The sequence below is a fragment of the Microcoleus sp. Pol1C5 genome, assembly GCF_036701115.1.
GTDB lineage: Bacteria > Cyanobacteriota > Cyanobacteriia > Cyanobacteriales > Microcoleaceae > Microcoleus.
The window spans coordinates 51,995-67,575 of the sequence record NZ_JAUBQE010000010.1 but is presented as its reverse complement, the minus strand read 5'-3'; the positions used below and the strand labels follow the sequence as shown (position 1 = coordinate 67,575).

General features: G+C 46.5%; 12 protein-coding genes. 6 read left to right on the top strand and 6 right to left on the bottom strand.

Annotated features, from left to right (window positions below; genetic code table 11):
* The first annotated feature begins 1,112 nt into the window (after nucleotides 1–1,112).
* The 3 genes from QUA23_RS08085 to QUA23_RS08075 all read left to right on the top strand — a co-directional run bounded on the left by QUA23_RS08085 (nucleotide 1,113) and on the right by QUA23_RS08075 (nucleotide 5,608).
* The gene (locus QUA23_RS08085) at nucleotides 1,113–3,665 is read left to right on the top strand and encodes a DNA topoisomerase (ATP-hydrolyzing) (protein ID WP_333075115.1); all 2,553 of its coding nucleotides are present in this window, start codon (nucleotides 1,113–1,115) and stop codon (nucleotides 3,663–3,665) included.
* Between the two features lie 211 nt (nucleotides 3,666–3,876).
* The gene (locus QUA23_RS08080; RefSeq protein ID WP_333075114.1) at nucleotides 3,877–5,334 is read left to right on the top strand and encodes an ATP-binding cassette domain-containing protein; all 1,458 of its coding nucleotides are present in this window, start codon (nucleotides 3,877–3,879) and stop codon (nucleotides 5,332–5,334) included.
* A gap of 121 nt (nucleotides 5,335–5,455) precedes the next feature.
* Nucleotides 5,456–5,608: a chlorophyll A-B binding protein gene (locus tag QUA23_RS08075; protein WP_172186457.1), complete on the top strand. Its 153-nt coding sequence runs from the start codon at nucleotides 5,456–5,458 to the stop codon at nucleotides 5,606–5,608.
* Nucleotides 5,609–5,822: 214 nt separating this feature from the next.
* Here the strand turns inward: QUA23_RS08075 and rpoD are convergent, their stop codons facing one another.
* Nucleotides 5,823–6,989 carry an RNA polymerase sigma factor RpoD gene (gene rpoD, locus QUA23_RS08070; RefSeq protein WP_333075112.1) on the bottom strand — a complete coding sequence of 389 codons (1,167 nt, stop codon included), beginning with the start codon at nucleotides 6,987–6,989 and terminating at the stop codon, nucleotides 5,823–5,825.
* 292 nt (nucleotides 6,990–7,281) lie between these two features.
* Here rpoD and QUA23_RS08065 point away from each other — a divergent pair, with 292 nt between their 5' ends.
* Nucleotides 7,282–7,578: a hypothetical protein gene (locus QUA23_RS08065; protein WP_333075110.1), complete on the top strand. Its 297-nt coding sequence runs from the start codon at nucleotides 7,282–7,284 to the stop codon at nucleotides 7,576–7,578.
* Between the two features lie 99 nt (nucleotides 7,579–7,677).
* Here QUA23_RS08065 and QUA23_RS08060 read toward each other — a convergent pair whose 3' ends face one another.
* From QUA23_RS08060 to trxB, 3 genes are all read right to left on the bottom strand, one after another.
* On the bottom strand, nucleotides 7,678–7,842 hold the full coding sequence (locus QUA23_RS08060; protein ID WP_223300711.1) for a hypothetical protein: 165 nt from the start codon (nucleotides 7,840–7,842) through the stop codon (nucleotides 7,678–7,680).
* Between the two features lie 997 nt (nucleotides 7,843–8,839).
* Nucleotides 8,840–9,727 (bottom strand): ABC transporter permease, encoded by an 888-nt coding sequence (locus QUA23_RS08055; protein WP_333041561.1) that lies wholly within the window; start codon nucleotides 9,725–9,727, stop codon nucleotides 8,840–8,842.
* A gap of 264 nt (nucleotides 9,728–9,991) precedes the next feature.
* On the bottom strand, nucleotides 9,992–11,362 hold the full coding sequence (trxB, locus tag QUA23_RS08050; protein ID WP_333075109.1) for a thioredoxin-disulfide reductase: 1,371 nt from the start codon (nucleotides 11,360–11,362) through the stop codon (nucleotides 9,992–9,994).
* A gap of 584 nt (nucleotides 11,363–11,946) precedes the next feature.
* Here trxB and QUA23_RS08045 point away from each other — a divergent pair.
* On the top strand, nucleotides 11,947–12,963 hold the full coding sequence (locus QUA23_RS08045; protein WP_333075108.1) for a methyltransferase domain-containing protein: 1,017 nt from the start codon (nucleotides 11,947–11,949) through the stop codon (nucleotides 12,961–12,963).
* Nucleotides 12,964–13,223: 260 nt separating this feature from the next.
* Nucleotides 13,224–13,463, top strand: a complete 240-nt coding sequence (locus QUA23_RS08040; protein WP_333075107.1) for a helix-turn-helix transcriptional regulator — start codon at nucleotides 13,224–13,226, stop codon at nucleotides 13,461–13,463.
* Nucleotides 13,464–13,481: 18 nt separating this feature from the next.
* On the opposite strand, the gene QUA23_RS08035 is transcribed toward QUA23_RS08040, so the two are convergent.
* Nucleotides 13,482–14,594: a diguanylate cyclase domain-containing protein gene (locus tag QUA23_RS08035; RefSeq protein ID WP_333075106.1), complete on the bottom strand. Its 1,113-nt coding sequence runs from the start codon at nucleotides 14,592–14,594 to the stop codon at nucleotides 13,482–13,484.
* Between the two features lie 389 nt (nucleotides 14,595–14,983).
* Nucleotides 14,984–15,478 carry a DUF427 domain-containing protein gene (locus QUA23_RS08030; RefSeq protein WP_333075104.1) on the bottom strand — a complete coding sequence of 165 codons (495 nt, stop codon included), beginning with the start codon at nucleotides 15,476–15,478 and terminating at the stop codon, nucleotides 14,984–14,986.
* Between the last annotated feature and the right edge of the window lie 103 nt (nucleotides 15,479–15,581).

Below are 15,581 nucleotides of genomic sequence, written 5' to 3'. Positions count from 1 at the left end.
AGATTTTATATTTTAGATGGGAACTGATTGACTGGATATCAGTTTGGATCGCGGGTCTACAGTTGCATTATTTTTGGAACTGGTATTAGAATCGGGAATGTGTGATAATTATTTCCTTCCTCCCGTCGTCACAGCAGTCGAAGTAGCGAATCTAGCGGGGATTGTTGGAGATTCCTAATTCTCAGTTTTAACCCATCACAACGGCTTAAAATATCAACGCTTTCTTCGATCGAGCGGATGCCAGACTAGGAGATATCGCCAGGAGAGCTTTTGACTGATGAATTCATCGATATCGGCATTTTTGACACTTTCAGCGAGGGGAGCATCTGATAATTTGTACAAACACTTCTTCTGGCTCCTTCCTTCTTCCTTTTTCCTCTTGGCTCCTGTTTCCTGCCTCCAATTTTGGGCATGGGTGCTTTCATTGAGATTCTCCCTCAGCGAGTCACCGCCACGCTCTATTGTTGAATAAGCCCAAAACTTGGACTTTACTCATAGTCCAGTCACCTCTACACGATCAGAACAAGTACCACTACCAGGGGTATTCCAATTGCGCTTACTTTTCTTTTTTAATACTTTCGGAGTCCATCACGCTTGCCAAAATACGGTAAGCTCGATCGTCAACCCTTGCTGCTTGATCCACGCTACGGCTGTACTGAGACGAGATCAATCCGGGGTTTCTGCTGAATAGAATATTTCTTCGTGTAGATGGTTATTCCTAATTGCAATTAAATTCTATCATAGATTGACGGGGACTCAAGTCCCTCGTGACGCTTTCCTAGGAAGAGCTACAGCCTCACTACGTTCTGAGTTTCTGGCATTCCGTGTTCTCCTGTCTATTTACCTTCTCACGGCAGAAGGTAAATAGACAGGTAGGCGCAAATGAAGGCAACATAGAGGTTAGGGTAAGAGTGGAGAGTAAGAGGCAAGTGTTGCCCGTCTTCGGGACTCTGATTCTGCTTTCACAAGTTAAGTTTATTTTTATTCTTCAAATGGGCGGTTGGGTCGAACTTTCGGTTCGCCTGCAGCAAAGGCTTTTCAATCGAGACAGGGAACCTCGGCATTATTGACAGAGGCTGTTTTCACTCAGGAATTAACGGACACAAGGACTCATGGCTAAACAACTCAACCTACTTTCCGGGCAAGTAATTTCTACGCCTCTGCACGCCGAGATGCAGCAATCGTACCTCGAATATGCCATGAGTGTGATCGTCGGGCGAGCTTTGCCTGATGTCCGCGACGGTTTAAAACCAGTTCACCGTCGAATTTTATATGCGATGCACGAACTCGGTCTGACGCCAGACCGACCTTACCGTAAGTGCGCCCGGGTAGTTGGAGATGTTTTGGGAAAATATCACCCCCACGGCGACCAATCGGTTTACGACGCTCTGGTACGCATGGTTCAGGAGTTTTCGAGCCGCTATCCTTTACTGGCGGGTCACGGCAATTTCGGGTCGGTGGACAATGATCCGGCGGCTGCTATGCGCTATACGGAAACGAGGCTAGCACCGATCGCCCACGAAGCTATGCTAACCCAAGTCGGCGAGGCAACTGTTGATTTTACTGGTAACTTTGACAATTCGCAGCAGGAACCGACGGCACTGCCTGCTCAGTTGCCGTTTCTGTTACTCAACGGCTGTACGGGCATTGCTGTGGGGATGGCAACTAATATCCCGCCGCACAATTTGGGGGAGGTGGTAGACGGTTTAATTGCTTTGATTGAAAACCCGGAACTATCCGACGAGAAGTTGATAGAACTGATTCCGGGCCCGGATTTTCCAACCGGAGGGGAAATCGTCGCTACAGAGGGCATTGTTGACGCCTACACTAAGGGTCGAGGCAGCATTGCGGTCAGGGGTGTGGCCGGGGTGGAAGAGGTGCCAGGTAATCGCAAGGTGCGTACTAAAACGGCGATCGTGGTGACGGAGTTTCCGTTTCAGGTAAATAAGGCGGCTTGGATTGAAAAGGTGGCGGAGTTGGTCAATGCTGGCCGCCTCGACGGTATTTCTGATTTGCGTGACGAGAGCGATCGCGAAGGGATTCGAGTGGTGATTGAACTCAAGCGGGAATTTACCCCAGAAGCGGTTCTCGCTCGCCTTTACCAACAAACTGACCTGCAAACAAATTTTGGGGCGATTTTGCTGGCAATTGTCAACGGTCAACCGCGACAGTTGACGCTGAGACAATTGTTACAGGAATTTCTGGATTTCCGGGAAGTGACTCTTACCCGCCGCTACAATTACGAGTTGCAAGCTGCTGAACGCCGCTGTCATATTGTCCAAGGCTTAATGTTGGCTTTGACAAATCTCGATACCGCGATCGACATTCTCAGAAATTCTCCTGACGGCTCTACTGCTAAGCAAACTTTGCAAGTTCGCCTCAATTTGAGCGAAAGTCAAGCTGATGCGATTTTGGCGATGCCTATGCGTAGACTGACTGGTTTGGAAAGGCAAAATTTGCAGTCTGAGTTTGATGAGTTGATGGCGAATATTCAAGAATTGCAGCGGTTGTTGAGCGACAGGCGCGAACTTTTGAAGGCTTTAAAGAAGGAATTTCGCTCGCTCAAACGCAAGTACGCTGACCCCCGCCGCACTAAATTCGCCAATGGAACCGGACGCGCAGCAAACGCCGAACCACAATTTTCGGGTAAGAAAAATTCTGCGGTGAAGCAGTTGTCGCCTGCAACGATTCAGCCTAACTTATTGCCCGTTGTAGAGGCAGAGGAAACTATTGTTGAATTTTCGCACAAGCAGTACGTGCGACGCTTGCCGACTGGGGAAAAGCCACGCTCGAAAAGTCGCGAAAAATCGGTTTCAGCTTTAGAAAAAAATGAAGATTTTATTGTGACGGCAAATCTGACGAAAACAGATCGCACTTTGGTCGTCTTAACTCCTAACGGCAAAGCTTACCCGCTGAAAGTGGCGGATATTCCTAGTAGTAGCGCCAAAGACCGGGGAACGCCGATCGTTAGTTTGTTGTCGCCGAGTGCTACTAAAGATAGTGCCGGTCGCGCTTTGTCGGAAATCACAGTTGCACACTTTATTTTGCCGGAAAATTCGGAAGCAGCAGATTTAGTAACTCTGACTCAGCAAGGGAAAATTAAGCGCTTGCCGATGCAGGAATTTGCTGATTTGACTAATCGCGGCGTTACTGTTGTTAAACTCAAGGAGGACGATCGGCTGCGCTGTGCGAGTCTGGCTAAAGTCGGCGAGCAAGTGGCGATCGCAACTTCAGGAGGCCGAGTCCTCCGGTTTGAGATTGATGATGAACAATTGCCACCAATGGGCCGCGCGGCCCAGGGTTCTCAAGTAACCAGGTTGCGGAAGCAGGAAGAGTTGGTGGGTTGCATAACTCTCGACCCGGACGACAGTCTGGTACTATTTTCCGAGTTGGGTTGGGCAAAACGAATGCCTGCAGGTTCTGTCAGACTTACTAACCGGGGCGAAATTGGCACTCAAGCTTTTCGTTTCTCAGAGCCTAAAGATGCTTTAGTTGGCTTGCTGCAGGCTGTTCCGGGTACGGATGTTAAACTTTTTACTAATTCTGGCCGCCTGCTGCGATCGGCTATTGATGCTATAGCTTTTTGGGGGAAAGATGCTGCGGGCGATCGAGTTTTTGACCTCAATCCGGGTGAAAGAATCATCAAAGTTATCAGCAGTCAATAGTCATTGGGCATGGGGCATGGGGCATGGGGCATTGGGGAATTAATCTGACTTCTGACTTCAATATCCATCCGTTAAATCATTTAAATCCTGTACACTGCTCGTTACCGAACTTCCTCCTTCCTTGAATATCTCAATTACCAATGCCCTATGCCCTATGCCCCATGCCCCATGCCCAATCTAAAATCTAAAATCTAAAATCTAAAATTGTTTGATGGCGCAAGTTGTATTAGAAAATATCTACAAAAGTTTTCCGCTCCGCCAAGGAGAACAGGAAAAAGAAGCAAACACCGTAGCAGAAAGTGTCTCGCCTCTAGCCGATCGCCCTTCGTCTAACAGCGTTTTGCGGCGCATTAACCTGACGGTCGAAGACGGCGAGTTCATGGTGCTGGTGGGGCCTTCTGGCTGCGGAAAAAGCACTTTGCTGCGCTCGATCGCCGGTTTGGAAGTTTTGACTGCCGGCAATATTTGGGTTGGCGATCGGCTCCTTAACGATTTGCCTCCTAAAGACCGAGATATCGCTATGGTATTTCAAAATTATGCTCTCTATCCTCACTTAACAGTTTACGATAATCTCGCTTTTGGATTGCGCCGCTCGGAAAGGGAGAAAGACGAAAGAAGGAAGAAGGAAGAAGGAAGAAGGAAGAAAGAAGACGAAAGACGGAAGACGGAAGAAGGAAGACGAAAGACGGAAGAAGAGCTAAGGCAGAAGGCAGAAGGAGGAAGAGAAAACAGAAGCCAGAATGCAGAAGGAATCAGCAAGAAAGTAGAAGAGGTTATTAATTATTTAGCTTCTAATTCTTTTAAAAATCCTCTTATTTATCTTTTGTTTGAGGACTTTTTAGGAGGAGCGACTCGCAAGTTGCCTCCGGGTTTGCGCTATTTGTCGGAACGGGAAAAGGCTGTAGGAAAACGAGTGCGAGAGGTAGCTGAATTATTACAAATAGAATCTCTTTTAAATCGCTTGCCAAAACAACTTTCGGGAGGGCAAAAGCAGCGGGTAGCTTTGGGTAGGGCGATGGCTCGAAATCCTGAAGTTTTTTTGATGGACGAACCGTTATCGAATCTGGATGCGAAATTGAGGGCAGAAACTCGATCGCAAATTGTGCAGTTGCAGCGACAGTTGGGAACTACAACTATTTATGTGACTCACGACCAAACTGAGGCGATGACTATGGGCGATCGGATTGCTATTATGAAGGTCGGCCAGATTCAGCAAGTAGCTCGACCTCTAGAGCTTTACAACAAGCCGGCTAATCTGTTTGTTGCTGAGTTTATCGGTTCTCCGCCTATGAATTTTTTGGCGGTGGAATTTAGTGCTCCGCTGTTGATTTCTCACCCGCAATTTCGCTTTACTTTACCCGATATTTGGGCAAAAAGTCTACAACAATATGACGGGCGAGGGCTAATTTTGGGCATTCGGCCGGAACATCTGAGCATTAACCCTCCGGCTACCAAAAATCTTTCGGTACAAGTGGAAATTGTAGAGGCTTTGGGACACGAAACTTATTTGGGGGTTTGTTTGACGGATGCTCCAGCGGTGCGGATGCAAGTGCGGGTTCCTCCTGAGCGATCGATCCGAGTTGGCGAGGAGCTTTGGCTGGCCATCGCCCATGACAAAATTCACTTGTTCGACCCTGATACCGAGTTGGCTATTTTTCCTGTTAGGTAAAATCATCAAGGTCGATCGACCGTTATGACCGATATCAGTAATCACAAGCTTGCATTTTGATCGAGGAATGTTATATTTATTTACATAAGCCTTACACAAGTTAACGAAAGGAGTTCGCACTATGCAAGAACAAAAACGCAACGCTTGGAACTGGGGCTTCAGCGAAGGAGCCGAAAATTGGAACGGTCGTTTGGCGATGATTGGTTTCTCTGCCGCTGTCATCATCGAATTGGTTTCCGGTCAAGGCCTGCTTCACTTTTGGGGTCTGATGTAATTTTCTAGTTAAGAATTTTGTGACACTGCAAAGCTTGGGAGTTCCGTAACGGACTCCCTAAATTTTGGCAGCCAGATTTTGGCAGCAAATAGCCACTTGCTCCGGGCCATTAGCAGCACAAAATTTAACCGCTATAACTCAAACCGGGGCGGGGGGTCTCCCCCCCAAAAAAAAGAGTGCGAATCACTCTTTTGGGTGATGCTAGCAAATTACTCTAGCGGATATATTCTTTTAAGATGCTGTTGCGGTTGGGATGGCGCAACTTCCGCAGGGCTTTAGCCTCGATTTGGCGAATTCGCTCACGAGTGACGTTAAAGATTTGACCAATTTCCTCCAAGGTCTTCATCCGTCCGTCATCTAAGCCGTAACGCAGCCGCAGTACATCCCGTTCTCGGGGGCTGAGAGTATCCAAAACGCTTTCCAAGTCTTCCCTAAGCAAGTTTTTCGAGACTTGATCTTCTGGTGTTTCCCCGTCTGATTCAATAAAATCTCCCAGACGTGAGTCTTCCTCTTTGCCGATCGGAGTTTCTAAAGAGATAGGCAACTGTGCGGACTTAGCAATGAACCGCAACTTCTCGATCGTCATCTCCATGCGGGTAGCAATTTCTTCTTCCGTAGGCTTGCGACCCATTTCCTGAGACAGGAGTTTGGTAGTTTTTTTGATCCGCGAAATGGTTTCGTAAAGGTGAACCGGCAGGCGGATAGTGCGCGATTGGTCGGCGATTGCCCTGGTAATGGCTTGACGTATCCACCAAGTTGCGTAGGTAGAAAACTTGTAGCCTTTTTCGTGATCGAATTTTTCAGCAGCGCGGATCAGGCCCAAAGAGCCTTCCTGAATCAAATCTTGGAAAGACAAACCGCGATTCATATATTTTTTGGCGATCGACACCACCAAACGCAGGTTTGATTGCACCATTTTTTCCTTGGCCCGACGGCCGACGTGTAGTCGGTGACGGAATGCAGGAAGTGCCATATCTACAGCATTTGCCCATTCGCTGTCTTTGGGTTCGCGGTTATACTCTTCGAGCAGTTGTTCTCGAACTCGCTCTAATTCCAGCAAATCTGCAATCTTGCGCGCTAGTTCAATCTCTTCGTCAGCTCGCAGCAGTCGAATCCGACCGATTTCTTGCAGGTAAAGACGAATAGAGTCTTCAGTATAATGCTTTTTCTTTGCCTGTGCCCGACGGCGGGCTTTGGCGCCTTTGCCAGATTTAGTGTCGTCCTCAGATTGAGAGTCTAAGAATTCTTCTCGATCGTCTTCTTCGTCGATAAAGAGTTCTAACTCGCTCTCAGGTAGAACGCTTTCGGCGCCCCGAAGCAACTCGATTGTTTCCATTTCCGGTGTAATTGTGGTTTCGAGTACGGTGTTAGCCTGGATCATGCCGTCTTCCTCATGCTCCTGAATTAAAGAATAAATAACAGTGGAATAGTGTCGTCTGTTTGTAGTTTAGACAAGTTAGCCAGTATTGACATTCCCGCAGGAAAAAATAGTGGGATTTTCGGTCTGCTAGCTGAATTTGTTACCGAAACTGCACCTGTTTTATGAGTCACGGTTCGAGTTCGGGTTTGAAGCAGGCAGCGCATTCAATCGATCGCAGATTTTAACATGGCGACCTTAAATTGAGCTGGCGGCTTTTTCTTTCGGAGCGAGTTACCACATCATCTGTAATACCTTGCCCCGAGAAGCAAACCATGAACTACGATCGATCGCACTTCCAAAAATACTGGCTTTTTTACTCGGTACTTCGAGTTTTTACCCGTACAAGTTTTCCGGCACGGAACCCTCTAACTTTTGTATTCTAGGTGTCGAACTTTTGATTCGCCTTGCTTTACTCTGGTTGTCAGACATGACAGTTGCGCGGCAAATTTTCGCCACTTTGGATGTCGGTCTGCTGCCTCAAATGCAACAGCAGAGGGTTGAAGCACCAAACGGGGAGAATCGGATCTTGCAAAGACCTTCCCGATTGTAGCCTTTCTCACAAAAAATGGAAGTTGTTTTCCATTGTTGGTCAAGAACTAGGAAAACTCTGTCAGCTTAGCTTGACAATACTAACTTATGTCCGGCTCTGCTAAATCCTGAGAACGGCCCGCAAAAACTTTGGCACGATCGAACGGCGCTGTTTTCTGCGTATATCTGGGTGAACGGCTGCGGCGTAGTTGGCCAGACAGTTAGCAGACAATTTTTGAGTTGCCCAAATTGGGACCAATACAATCCGTGTAGATACACCCATCATTACCCTGTTTCCCTGAATTGAATCATACGCAATCTGCGATTGAATAAAGCTCGTAGCTTTAGTTTTAAGCCGGCAACTCTGGATTAGAGACCGACTCTGACCCCCAATGAAGCGTTGCGGGTTGAGTAATGCAACAGGGGCTTTCATTGTTAAGTTAGCTCAAATCTCAGAAATTGGGTTTAATTTTGATGTTAAATCACATTAAGTTCTTAACGTCACATTCTTATTTAAGCAGTTCGACACGAGTTTGTCGCGTCAATGGCAAAAACCACCAGGATAAATTCTACTGAGAGTTAACCCGCCGCGCAACTCTCGGCTGCGGATTTCTCTAATTTTTTTTTTCTTTCGGTTCGCACTTGCGCGATCGCACATTCTCACAAACAACACAATTCGCCATCTCTCGGAAGTATAACTTCACGATTCCTTTAAATATATCGTGACCGTGTGAAGATTCCATAAAGCCTCTCAATCAATTTTAGGTAGCATTCCCGAATTGTCTTGATAATTTCAAGCAGACGTAAAAAATTCTCCAGCGGATGTTGATGCAACTGCCTGCAGATGATAAACCCTCAAAGGAAGAAAAATTTACCCAGTTAGCGATGTGCTTGCTATGGTTAGAGAAGGCCTAAACTCCAGGATACTTAAAGCAATCGAACGGTAGGACGCTAGTGCGATGCTCAAAATTTTGTTATTATTTACAGCGTGTCATCAGAAAGCACAGAGCCTTGCTTTATCCTCTAGTCGGGTTTAAATTATGTGGCTTGACCTTTAGGGGAGGAAGCTATCAATAAAAATTTCAGCTCCGTGCCTGTATTGACAACCGAAGGAAGGTTGACTAGAAAGAATTCACCTAATTGAGATAAAGATTTAGTAATTAATCGGGCCGAGATTACCATCTCTTGATAGCGCCTGTTTGTAGTCAGGACTTCAGTTTTTTTTATATTTGTGAATAAGCACTAAAGTCCTGACTGCCAACTTAATGTAACCGCGAGACAGATTACTGCTGATTCCGCAGGCGAGGGTTAACAAACTCGTTTAATCCTTCCCCCACCAAAGACAATCCCACCACCATTAAAGTCATCGCCAAACCGGGAAACAAAGCTGTCCACCAAATGCCAGTAGGTAGCGCATCTAAAGCTAAACGCAAGTCGTGTCCCCATTCAGGAGTTGCTTCGGGAAGTCCTAATCCGAGAAATCCTAAACCTCCTAATGTTAAAATTGCATCGGCAGCGTTGAGCGCAAACAGCACAGGTACGCTCTGAATCACATTTAGAAACAGGTAGCGCGAAAGCACTGTCCAAGTGTCAGCACCCATTGCTCGCGCGGCTTCGACAAACAATTCTGTTTTGACGCTGACGGTGTGATTTCTGACGACGCGGTAGTATTGAGGGATGTAGGAAATGCTCAGGGCGATCGCAGCATTCAAAACTCCTTTTCCCACTACAAACGCTAGCGTCAAAGAAAGCAGCAGCCCCGGCAAAGTATAAATTGTATCCATTAAAAATAACAACACTCGATCGAGCTTACCGCCCAAATAACCGCTAACCAAACCCAGCGGCACACCGATAAACAAACTCAAAGCAGTGGCTAAAATTACTACTTGCCAAGCCGCGCGAGAAGCAAACAGCGTGCGGGAAAACACATCGTAGCCGCTGCGGCTAGTACCAAACCAATAATTCGCCGAGGGCGGTTCGTGGATGGGGTTAATCAAAGCCTCGGTAGGATTTTGCAGCCATCCCCAAGCTTGCATAGCTGGAGACAAGGTGGCTACCAATATAAACACGGCAGTTATTGTCAAACCTGCCCACATCATTTTCATTGACAGGCTTGACGGTGAGGCAATGTTGTTGAGAAATCGGGGCAGTCGGAGGCGGCTTTGAGCCATAATGACGATCGACCTATATAAGACTTTTCGATTTTAGTAGCACTCAGGCGAAAAAACCCGGAACAGTCAAAAATCCTCTTTCTCATTCGCCAAACACTCGCGACAAACCGGGTTTTTTCGCGCGATGGGGCTAAAAAAACCCGGTTTCTCCCCTGCACGGGACTGGCGCACAGGGGAGAAACCGGGTTTTTGGCAGGCGGTACGCAAGTCGAGTTTAGGTTAAATCTCTCTGGGCCAACCTCAAATCTAAACTCGCTCGAATTCCTACAAATTACTGGCAATTAACTCGCGGTACTGGCTTTTTGGCTTAACTCCCTTGAGCTCAGCCACCAAATCTTGGTCTTTGAAATACTGAATCGTCGGCGTACCAATCACGCCAGCATTTTCAGCAATTTCTGGGTCTTCTTCGATGTCAATTTCCACGTAGTGGATTTTGCCCTCGAACTCATCTACTACTTTGCTCAAAATCGGCTTGAGGCTGTGGCAAGGCCCACAACTCGGAGAGGCATATTTGACAACAATCAGTCGATCGCTATCGTGGAACAACTTCCGCAAAGCATAACCTCCTTCGTGGCGCGTGTCTTGGATATCAAAGTTCGCGCTGGTTTTGCGTACTTTTTGAGCTTCCGGCGCTGCGACGGGTTGCTCGGATTCCTCGGTTTGGCGGAATTCCTGAGCTAAACCATTGGACGACAGCCACCTTTCTGCCAGCATCGCCCCCATACAACCGCTACCGGCGGCGGTGATGGCTTGGCGAAACTCGTGGTCTTGTACGTCGCCGACGGCGTAAACTCCCTCGACGCTGGTTTCTACCGAACCGTGTTTGGTAACGATATAGCCTACTTCGTCGAGTTCTAACTGACCTTGGAACAGTTGAGTGTTGGGAGTGTGACCGATCGCGTAAAACAATCCTTTCACCAGCAAATCGCTTTCGGCACCGGTCTCGATATTTCTAATTCTCACCCCGTCCATTTTGCCGCCCGGTTCGCCCAAGATATCCACTGCTTCGGTGTTCCAGTGCACGGTAATTTTAGGATTGCTCAGCACTCGGTCTTGCATGGCTTTGCTCGCGCGCATTTGATCGCGCCGCACCAGCATATGTACGTGAGAGCCGTATTTTGTCAAATAAATAGATTCTTCCGCTGCGGTGTCGCCCGCGCCTATGACAGCTAAATCTACTCCCTTAAAAATTGGGGTAGCGCCGTCGCAAATCGCACAGGCAGAAATGCCGTGACTCCAAAATACGTGTTCGCTAGGCAGCCCCAGCCTTTTCGCCGTCGCGCCTGTAGCTACTACTATCGTGTGGGTTTTGATTTCTCTGTCTTCCGATCGCACTGTAAACGGCCGCTGGCTCAAATCTACGTAAGTTACATCTTCGGTGTATAATTCTGCACCCCAGCGCGCTGCTTGAGCTTTCATCCGATCCATGAGCTGCGGCCCGGTGATGCCTTCGGGAAAGCCGGGAAAGTTTTCGACTTCTGTGGTGGTCATCAGTTGACCGCCGGGGACGCCTCCGGCTTGGTAGCCTTCAAAGACTACGGGTTTCAGGTTTGCCCTCCCGGCGTAGATGGCTGCTGTATAGCCTGCGGGCCCTGAGCCGATAATTACTAGGTTTTCTACGGTTTCGTTGGTCATAGCTATTTACTTAAACTCATAACGACTTCGTTTTACTAATTCTAGCAGAGTTCGATCGAGTTTGGTTGGATGTCATTGCGCGATCGAGCATCTGTATCTATTTTTGAGGGTCGATCGGTCTTCGGGGCAATTTCAACTACTTTAATAAGCAAAAACAATCTAAAAGTCGATTTAGTTTTAAATGTTCGATCTATTTTGACTGCTGAAATCTTAAGAAAATCTAAAGATGACCAAAATTATTGACTTCATTCTCAATTATTTTACCTATTTACTTGCTTTGAGGCTTGTGGTAAGATTTTCACAATCCAGCGGCATTATGACAAATTTAAATTTTTGGCGCTGAAAGCTTTTAAAATCGTAAAATTAACGAACTCTGCAAATGTAACAAGTACAATTGTTTATGCAAAATCCGCATTTTATGGTTTAAGAATTGTAAAGGAGATTTGGGTTAATTTGACAAAGTACATGATTTGTGGTATGTAAGGTGCGATCGGGGGGAAATTCGATCGAGCTTTTTAACCGCAGATGTGGGCGGATGAACGCGGATGAACGCGGATAAAATAGCATTTTGTATTTGTGTCTGAATGGATAAAATCAAGATATTGTTTGTGTGCAGCCGGAATAAGTGGAGAAGTTTGACTGCCGAGAAGATATGGGAGAATGTTAGCGGCTACAGCGTGCGATCGGCTGGAACGGAAAAAGGTGCAAGAATTAGAGTAACTGAGGGTCTTGTCGGTTGGGCAGATGTGATATTTGTGATGGAGAAGAAGCATGGCGATCGACTCCGCAGCAAATTCCCGGAAAGTCTCGAAGGCAAGAAAGTTATTTGCCTGCAAATCCCAGACAATTACGAATATATGGAACCGGAGTTAGTCGAGCTTTTGCAGGCGAAACTTAACCCCTATATAAAAATGCCAGATAACGAGATAAATTTTATGCAGCGAGTTTTGGAACCTGAAGTGATGGATTCCTTGGAAGAGGCGATCGAATACGATTCGATGGATTTTGCTGAGGTTAATGCTGCTTTTGCTCAAAGTGCTGTGGCGTTGGGGCCGGTTTTTGGAAACGTTTTGGATGCGGGGACGGGTACGGCGAGAATTCCGATCGCCCTTTGTCAACTCCGGCCAGCATGGAAATTGACTTGCATCGATTTGTCGGCAAATATGCTGAAGGTCGGGGCCCAAAATGTGGAAAAGGCGGGCGTGCGATCGCAAATTCGTCTCGAATTAATTGATGCTAAGGCAATGCCTTACCCTGACAATTATTTTGACATGGTGATTTCCAACAGCATTATCCACCATTTGCCCGATCCGCTGCAGTTTTTGCAGGAAGTCAAGCGGGTGTTGAAGCCGCAGGGAGCAATTTTTTTGCGGGATTTGCTGCGGCCGGAAAAAGCGGAAATCAGGGATAATTTAGTCAATCTGTATGCGGGAGATTGCAACGCGCATCAGAAACAGTTATTTAGCGATTCGTTGCAAGCAGCATTTACGCTGGATGAAGTTGAGGAGATGATCCAAAATGCCGGGTTGGATGGGTTGAGGATTTATGAATCTTCAGACAGACACTGGACGGCAGAACGTGCTTGGTGCGAGTCTTTGTAGACTGGGGACGATCGTCCGATAATATTTTATAGGCAGTATTGCACACCTTCAAGCTAAATACTTGTCCAAATCCGACCAACTGCGATACCGACCCAGGACGCTTCTATTGTCAATTGGGAACCAGGCGAACAATAACCTAGGAATTCAGACGCTGTTTGTAAGGCATAATCGATTCATGCTCGTTTCCAAAATTTTCTAATCAATTTATTGTTTAGTCAAGATGATTAAGCATCTTATATAAAAAATGTGCGCTCAAAGTTATGCCGAAAAAGCCCGTTCCGCGACCCGAAGATGAAGAGTCGCATTTGAAGAAGCTCAGGGAAGAACTGGAGATGAGTCAGGAAGATTTGGCGCGAGAGGTTGGCGTTTCGTCGCAAACAATCAGTCGTTGGGAGTTGGGAAAGAACGTACCGACGTTCACCGTCAAGCAGATGAAAGCTTTGGAGAAATTGCTCGCTAGCATCGGTAGGTCGATCGGCGATTTGCCAGACAATCTGTGATGGAAACGATTTTCCAATCTAAAATCCATCCGTATCTAAAATTACTCGATCGCGCCCTTTGTCTTTAGCTTGATAAAGCGCACGGTCTGCGGCTGCAAGTAGGTTTTGCTGAGAAGTTGCGGGCTGAGGAAACGTGCTCGCTACCCCCAAACTCAGCGTCACGAAAGAACACACCGCTGAATTAAGGTGTTCGATTTCTAGTTCTTTTACCCAAACTCGAATTTGCTCTGCAATCCAAACAGCTATTTCAGGCGAAGTCCGAGGCAAAATCACTGCAAATTCTTCGCCTCCGTAACGGGCTACCAGAGTCTCTCCCGAAACAGCGCCTGCTGAGTAATTTACCGCTGCCAAAATAGCTTGGGCTACCTGTTGCAAGCAAGCATCTCCCGCCTGATGTCCGTAAGTATCGTTGTATTTCTTAAAAAAGTCAACATCGCATAAAATTAAAGATATTTCTGCTGCTGCTTCTCCCAATTCTTGCCATGTTTTATGTAAGTATTCGTTAAAACAGTGGCGGTTGGCAATCTGAGTTAAGCCATCTAAGTTGGCAAGGCGATACAATTCGGAATTAGCTGCTTTTAATTGAGAATTAGCTGCTTCTAACTCCGATTGCGTAAGCGATAAATTGTAATAAAGTTCGCTCATAGACCAAGTAGCTTGTTGGTGAATTTGGGATAAAGCTACCCACAGTTGATGCACGTCTAAAAGTCGGTAAACTTGAGGTTCTAACTGCACAACAATCGGCTCGTAAAGCAGTTCCGGCGGTCGCTGGACGGAGCGCTGGGCTGCCATGACAATTAAGGCTACTCCTGGTAAAATCAAAATATCGGTTTGAGCTATTTGATACAAGGCTATAATCGGTCTGCAAGCAAATATATCTACTCCGTAAGGGCGGCTCATGCGTTCCATAAATCGCCGACGCGATATCATCCCTAAAAATTCCCCATTTACGGTCAAGATAACTCCCGGAAGCAGCGGGTGAGCTTGAAAAAACCGAGCTACTTCTTTGGCGAGATATGATGAGTCAACCCCAAAATTGAATAGATCCAGATCCTTAAGAGTAGACTCTAAAGATAAATTTTTGGGTGATTTTTCTGGCGAGTTAGACGGCTCAATAAATTCAACAGACACAGCGCAGATCCGAATAAATAATAAAGCAGCAACGAAGCTAGTGTCAACTATTAACTTATATTAGTATTTATTTGTTACCATTGGTTGTATGATTTACTACATTATTTTTTATAATGGAATAAGCTACTGCGTGAGTTTTTGCCGTACCTGCATTGCATTGATTCATGCTCAATAAATTACAAATTTATTAATTATTATCAATTTTTTACTATGGGCTTTTTACGGCGTAAAAAAAACGATTGCGGCGCCAGTCCTCCGCTCATTGACGCTGCACAAAAACTAAAGAAACCGGGTTTTTAAACCTGAGTCGAGGCTGTAACGAGGTTTTGCATAAAAAAACGTGGTTTCTGCCCCTGTTCTCAACTCAAAATTCAAAACTCAACCTTCCCTCACCACCCCCAAGTTCCTGGCCCTCCCTTAAACGGGCCGACAATATCTTTGGTAATCCAGCCGCCGTAAAAATCCCCTGGTTGAGATTGCACTAATTCTCCGTCCACATAACAGGCATCCATCTTGCTCGGATAAAAAGCTACATAATCTTTAATAGCTGCAAAAACCTGATTAGGATTGGGATAAAACCAAGCAGCATTTACTACTTCCTTTTCTCCCACCGTCACAGTGTAATAACCGGCTTGTCCCTTCCACTCGCACCAAGAACCCCGTAAAGTTTTGTGCAAATATTCCATTTTGATGTCATCGGGGCAGATATAGTAGGCAGGAGGGTGACTTGTCTCCAATACCCGCTGAGGACGGCGCGTATCGGCGATCGTCACTCCATTAAAAATTATCTGTACGTGTTTGGTCGATTCCTCAAGCCGAGGGGGACGCGGGTAATCCCAAACAGACTCTTGACCGGGGCCGGGATCTATTCGATCGAAGTTCATTTGCACCATCTCCCCTGCAAAAAAAACACTTAGCGACTTAGCATTACAATTTAATGTACCCTTAATCGAGTCGCTGCTTCAGAGCAAACCAGCTTTTTTCAAC

Excerpts from the sequence above, each read along its gene's own strand:
- QUA23_RS08045 (WP_333075108.1), top strand. The coding sequence starts at position 11,947 with ATGGATAAAATCAAGATATTGTTTGTGTGCAGCCGGAATAAGTGGAGA.
- rpoD (WP_333075112.1), bottom strand. The coding sequence starts at position 6,989 with ATGATCCAGGCTAACACCGTACTCGAAACCACAATTACACCGGAAATG.
- QUA23_RS08085 (WP_333075115.1), top strand. The coding sequence starts at position 1,113 with ATGGCTAAACAACTCAACCTACTTTCCGGGCAAGTAATTTCTACGCCT.
- QUA23_RS08080 (WP_333075114.1), top strand. The coding sequence starts at position 3,877 with ATGGCGCAAGTTGTATTAGAAAATATCTACAAAAGTTTTCCGCTCCGC.
- QUA23_RS08060 (WP_223300711.1), bottom strand. The coding sequence starts at position 7,842 with ATGATGGGTGTATCTACACGGATTGTATTGGTCCCAATTTGGGCAACT.
- QUA23_RS08075 (WP_172186457.1), top strand. The coding sequence starts at position 5,456 with ATGCAAGAACAAAAACGCAACGCTTGGAACTGGGGCTTCAGCGAAGGA.
- trxB (WP_333075109.1), bottom strand. The coding sequence starts at position 11,362 with ATGACCAACGAAACCGTAGAAAACCTAGTAATTATCGGCTCAGGGCCC.
- QUA23_RS08055 (WP_333041561.1), bottom strand. The coding sequence starts at position 9,727 with ATGGCTCAAAGCCGCCTCCGACTGCCCCGATTTCTCAACAACATTGCC.
- QUA23_RS08030 (WP_333075104.1), bottom strand. The coding sequence starts at position 15,478 with ATGAACTTCGATCGAATAGATCCCGGCCCCGGTCAAGAGTCTGTTTGG.
- QUA23_RS08040 (WP_333075107.1), top strand. The coding sequence starts at position 13,224 with ATGCCGAAAAAGCCCGTTCCGCGACCCGAAGATGAAGAGTCGCATTTG.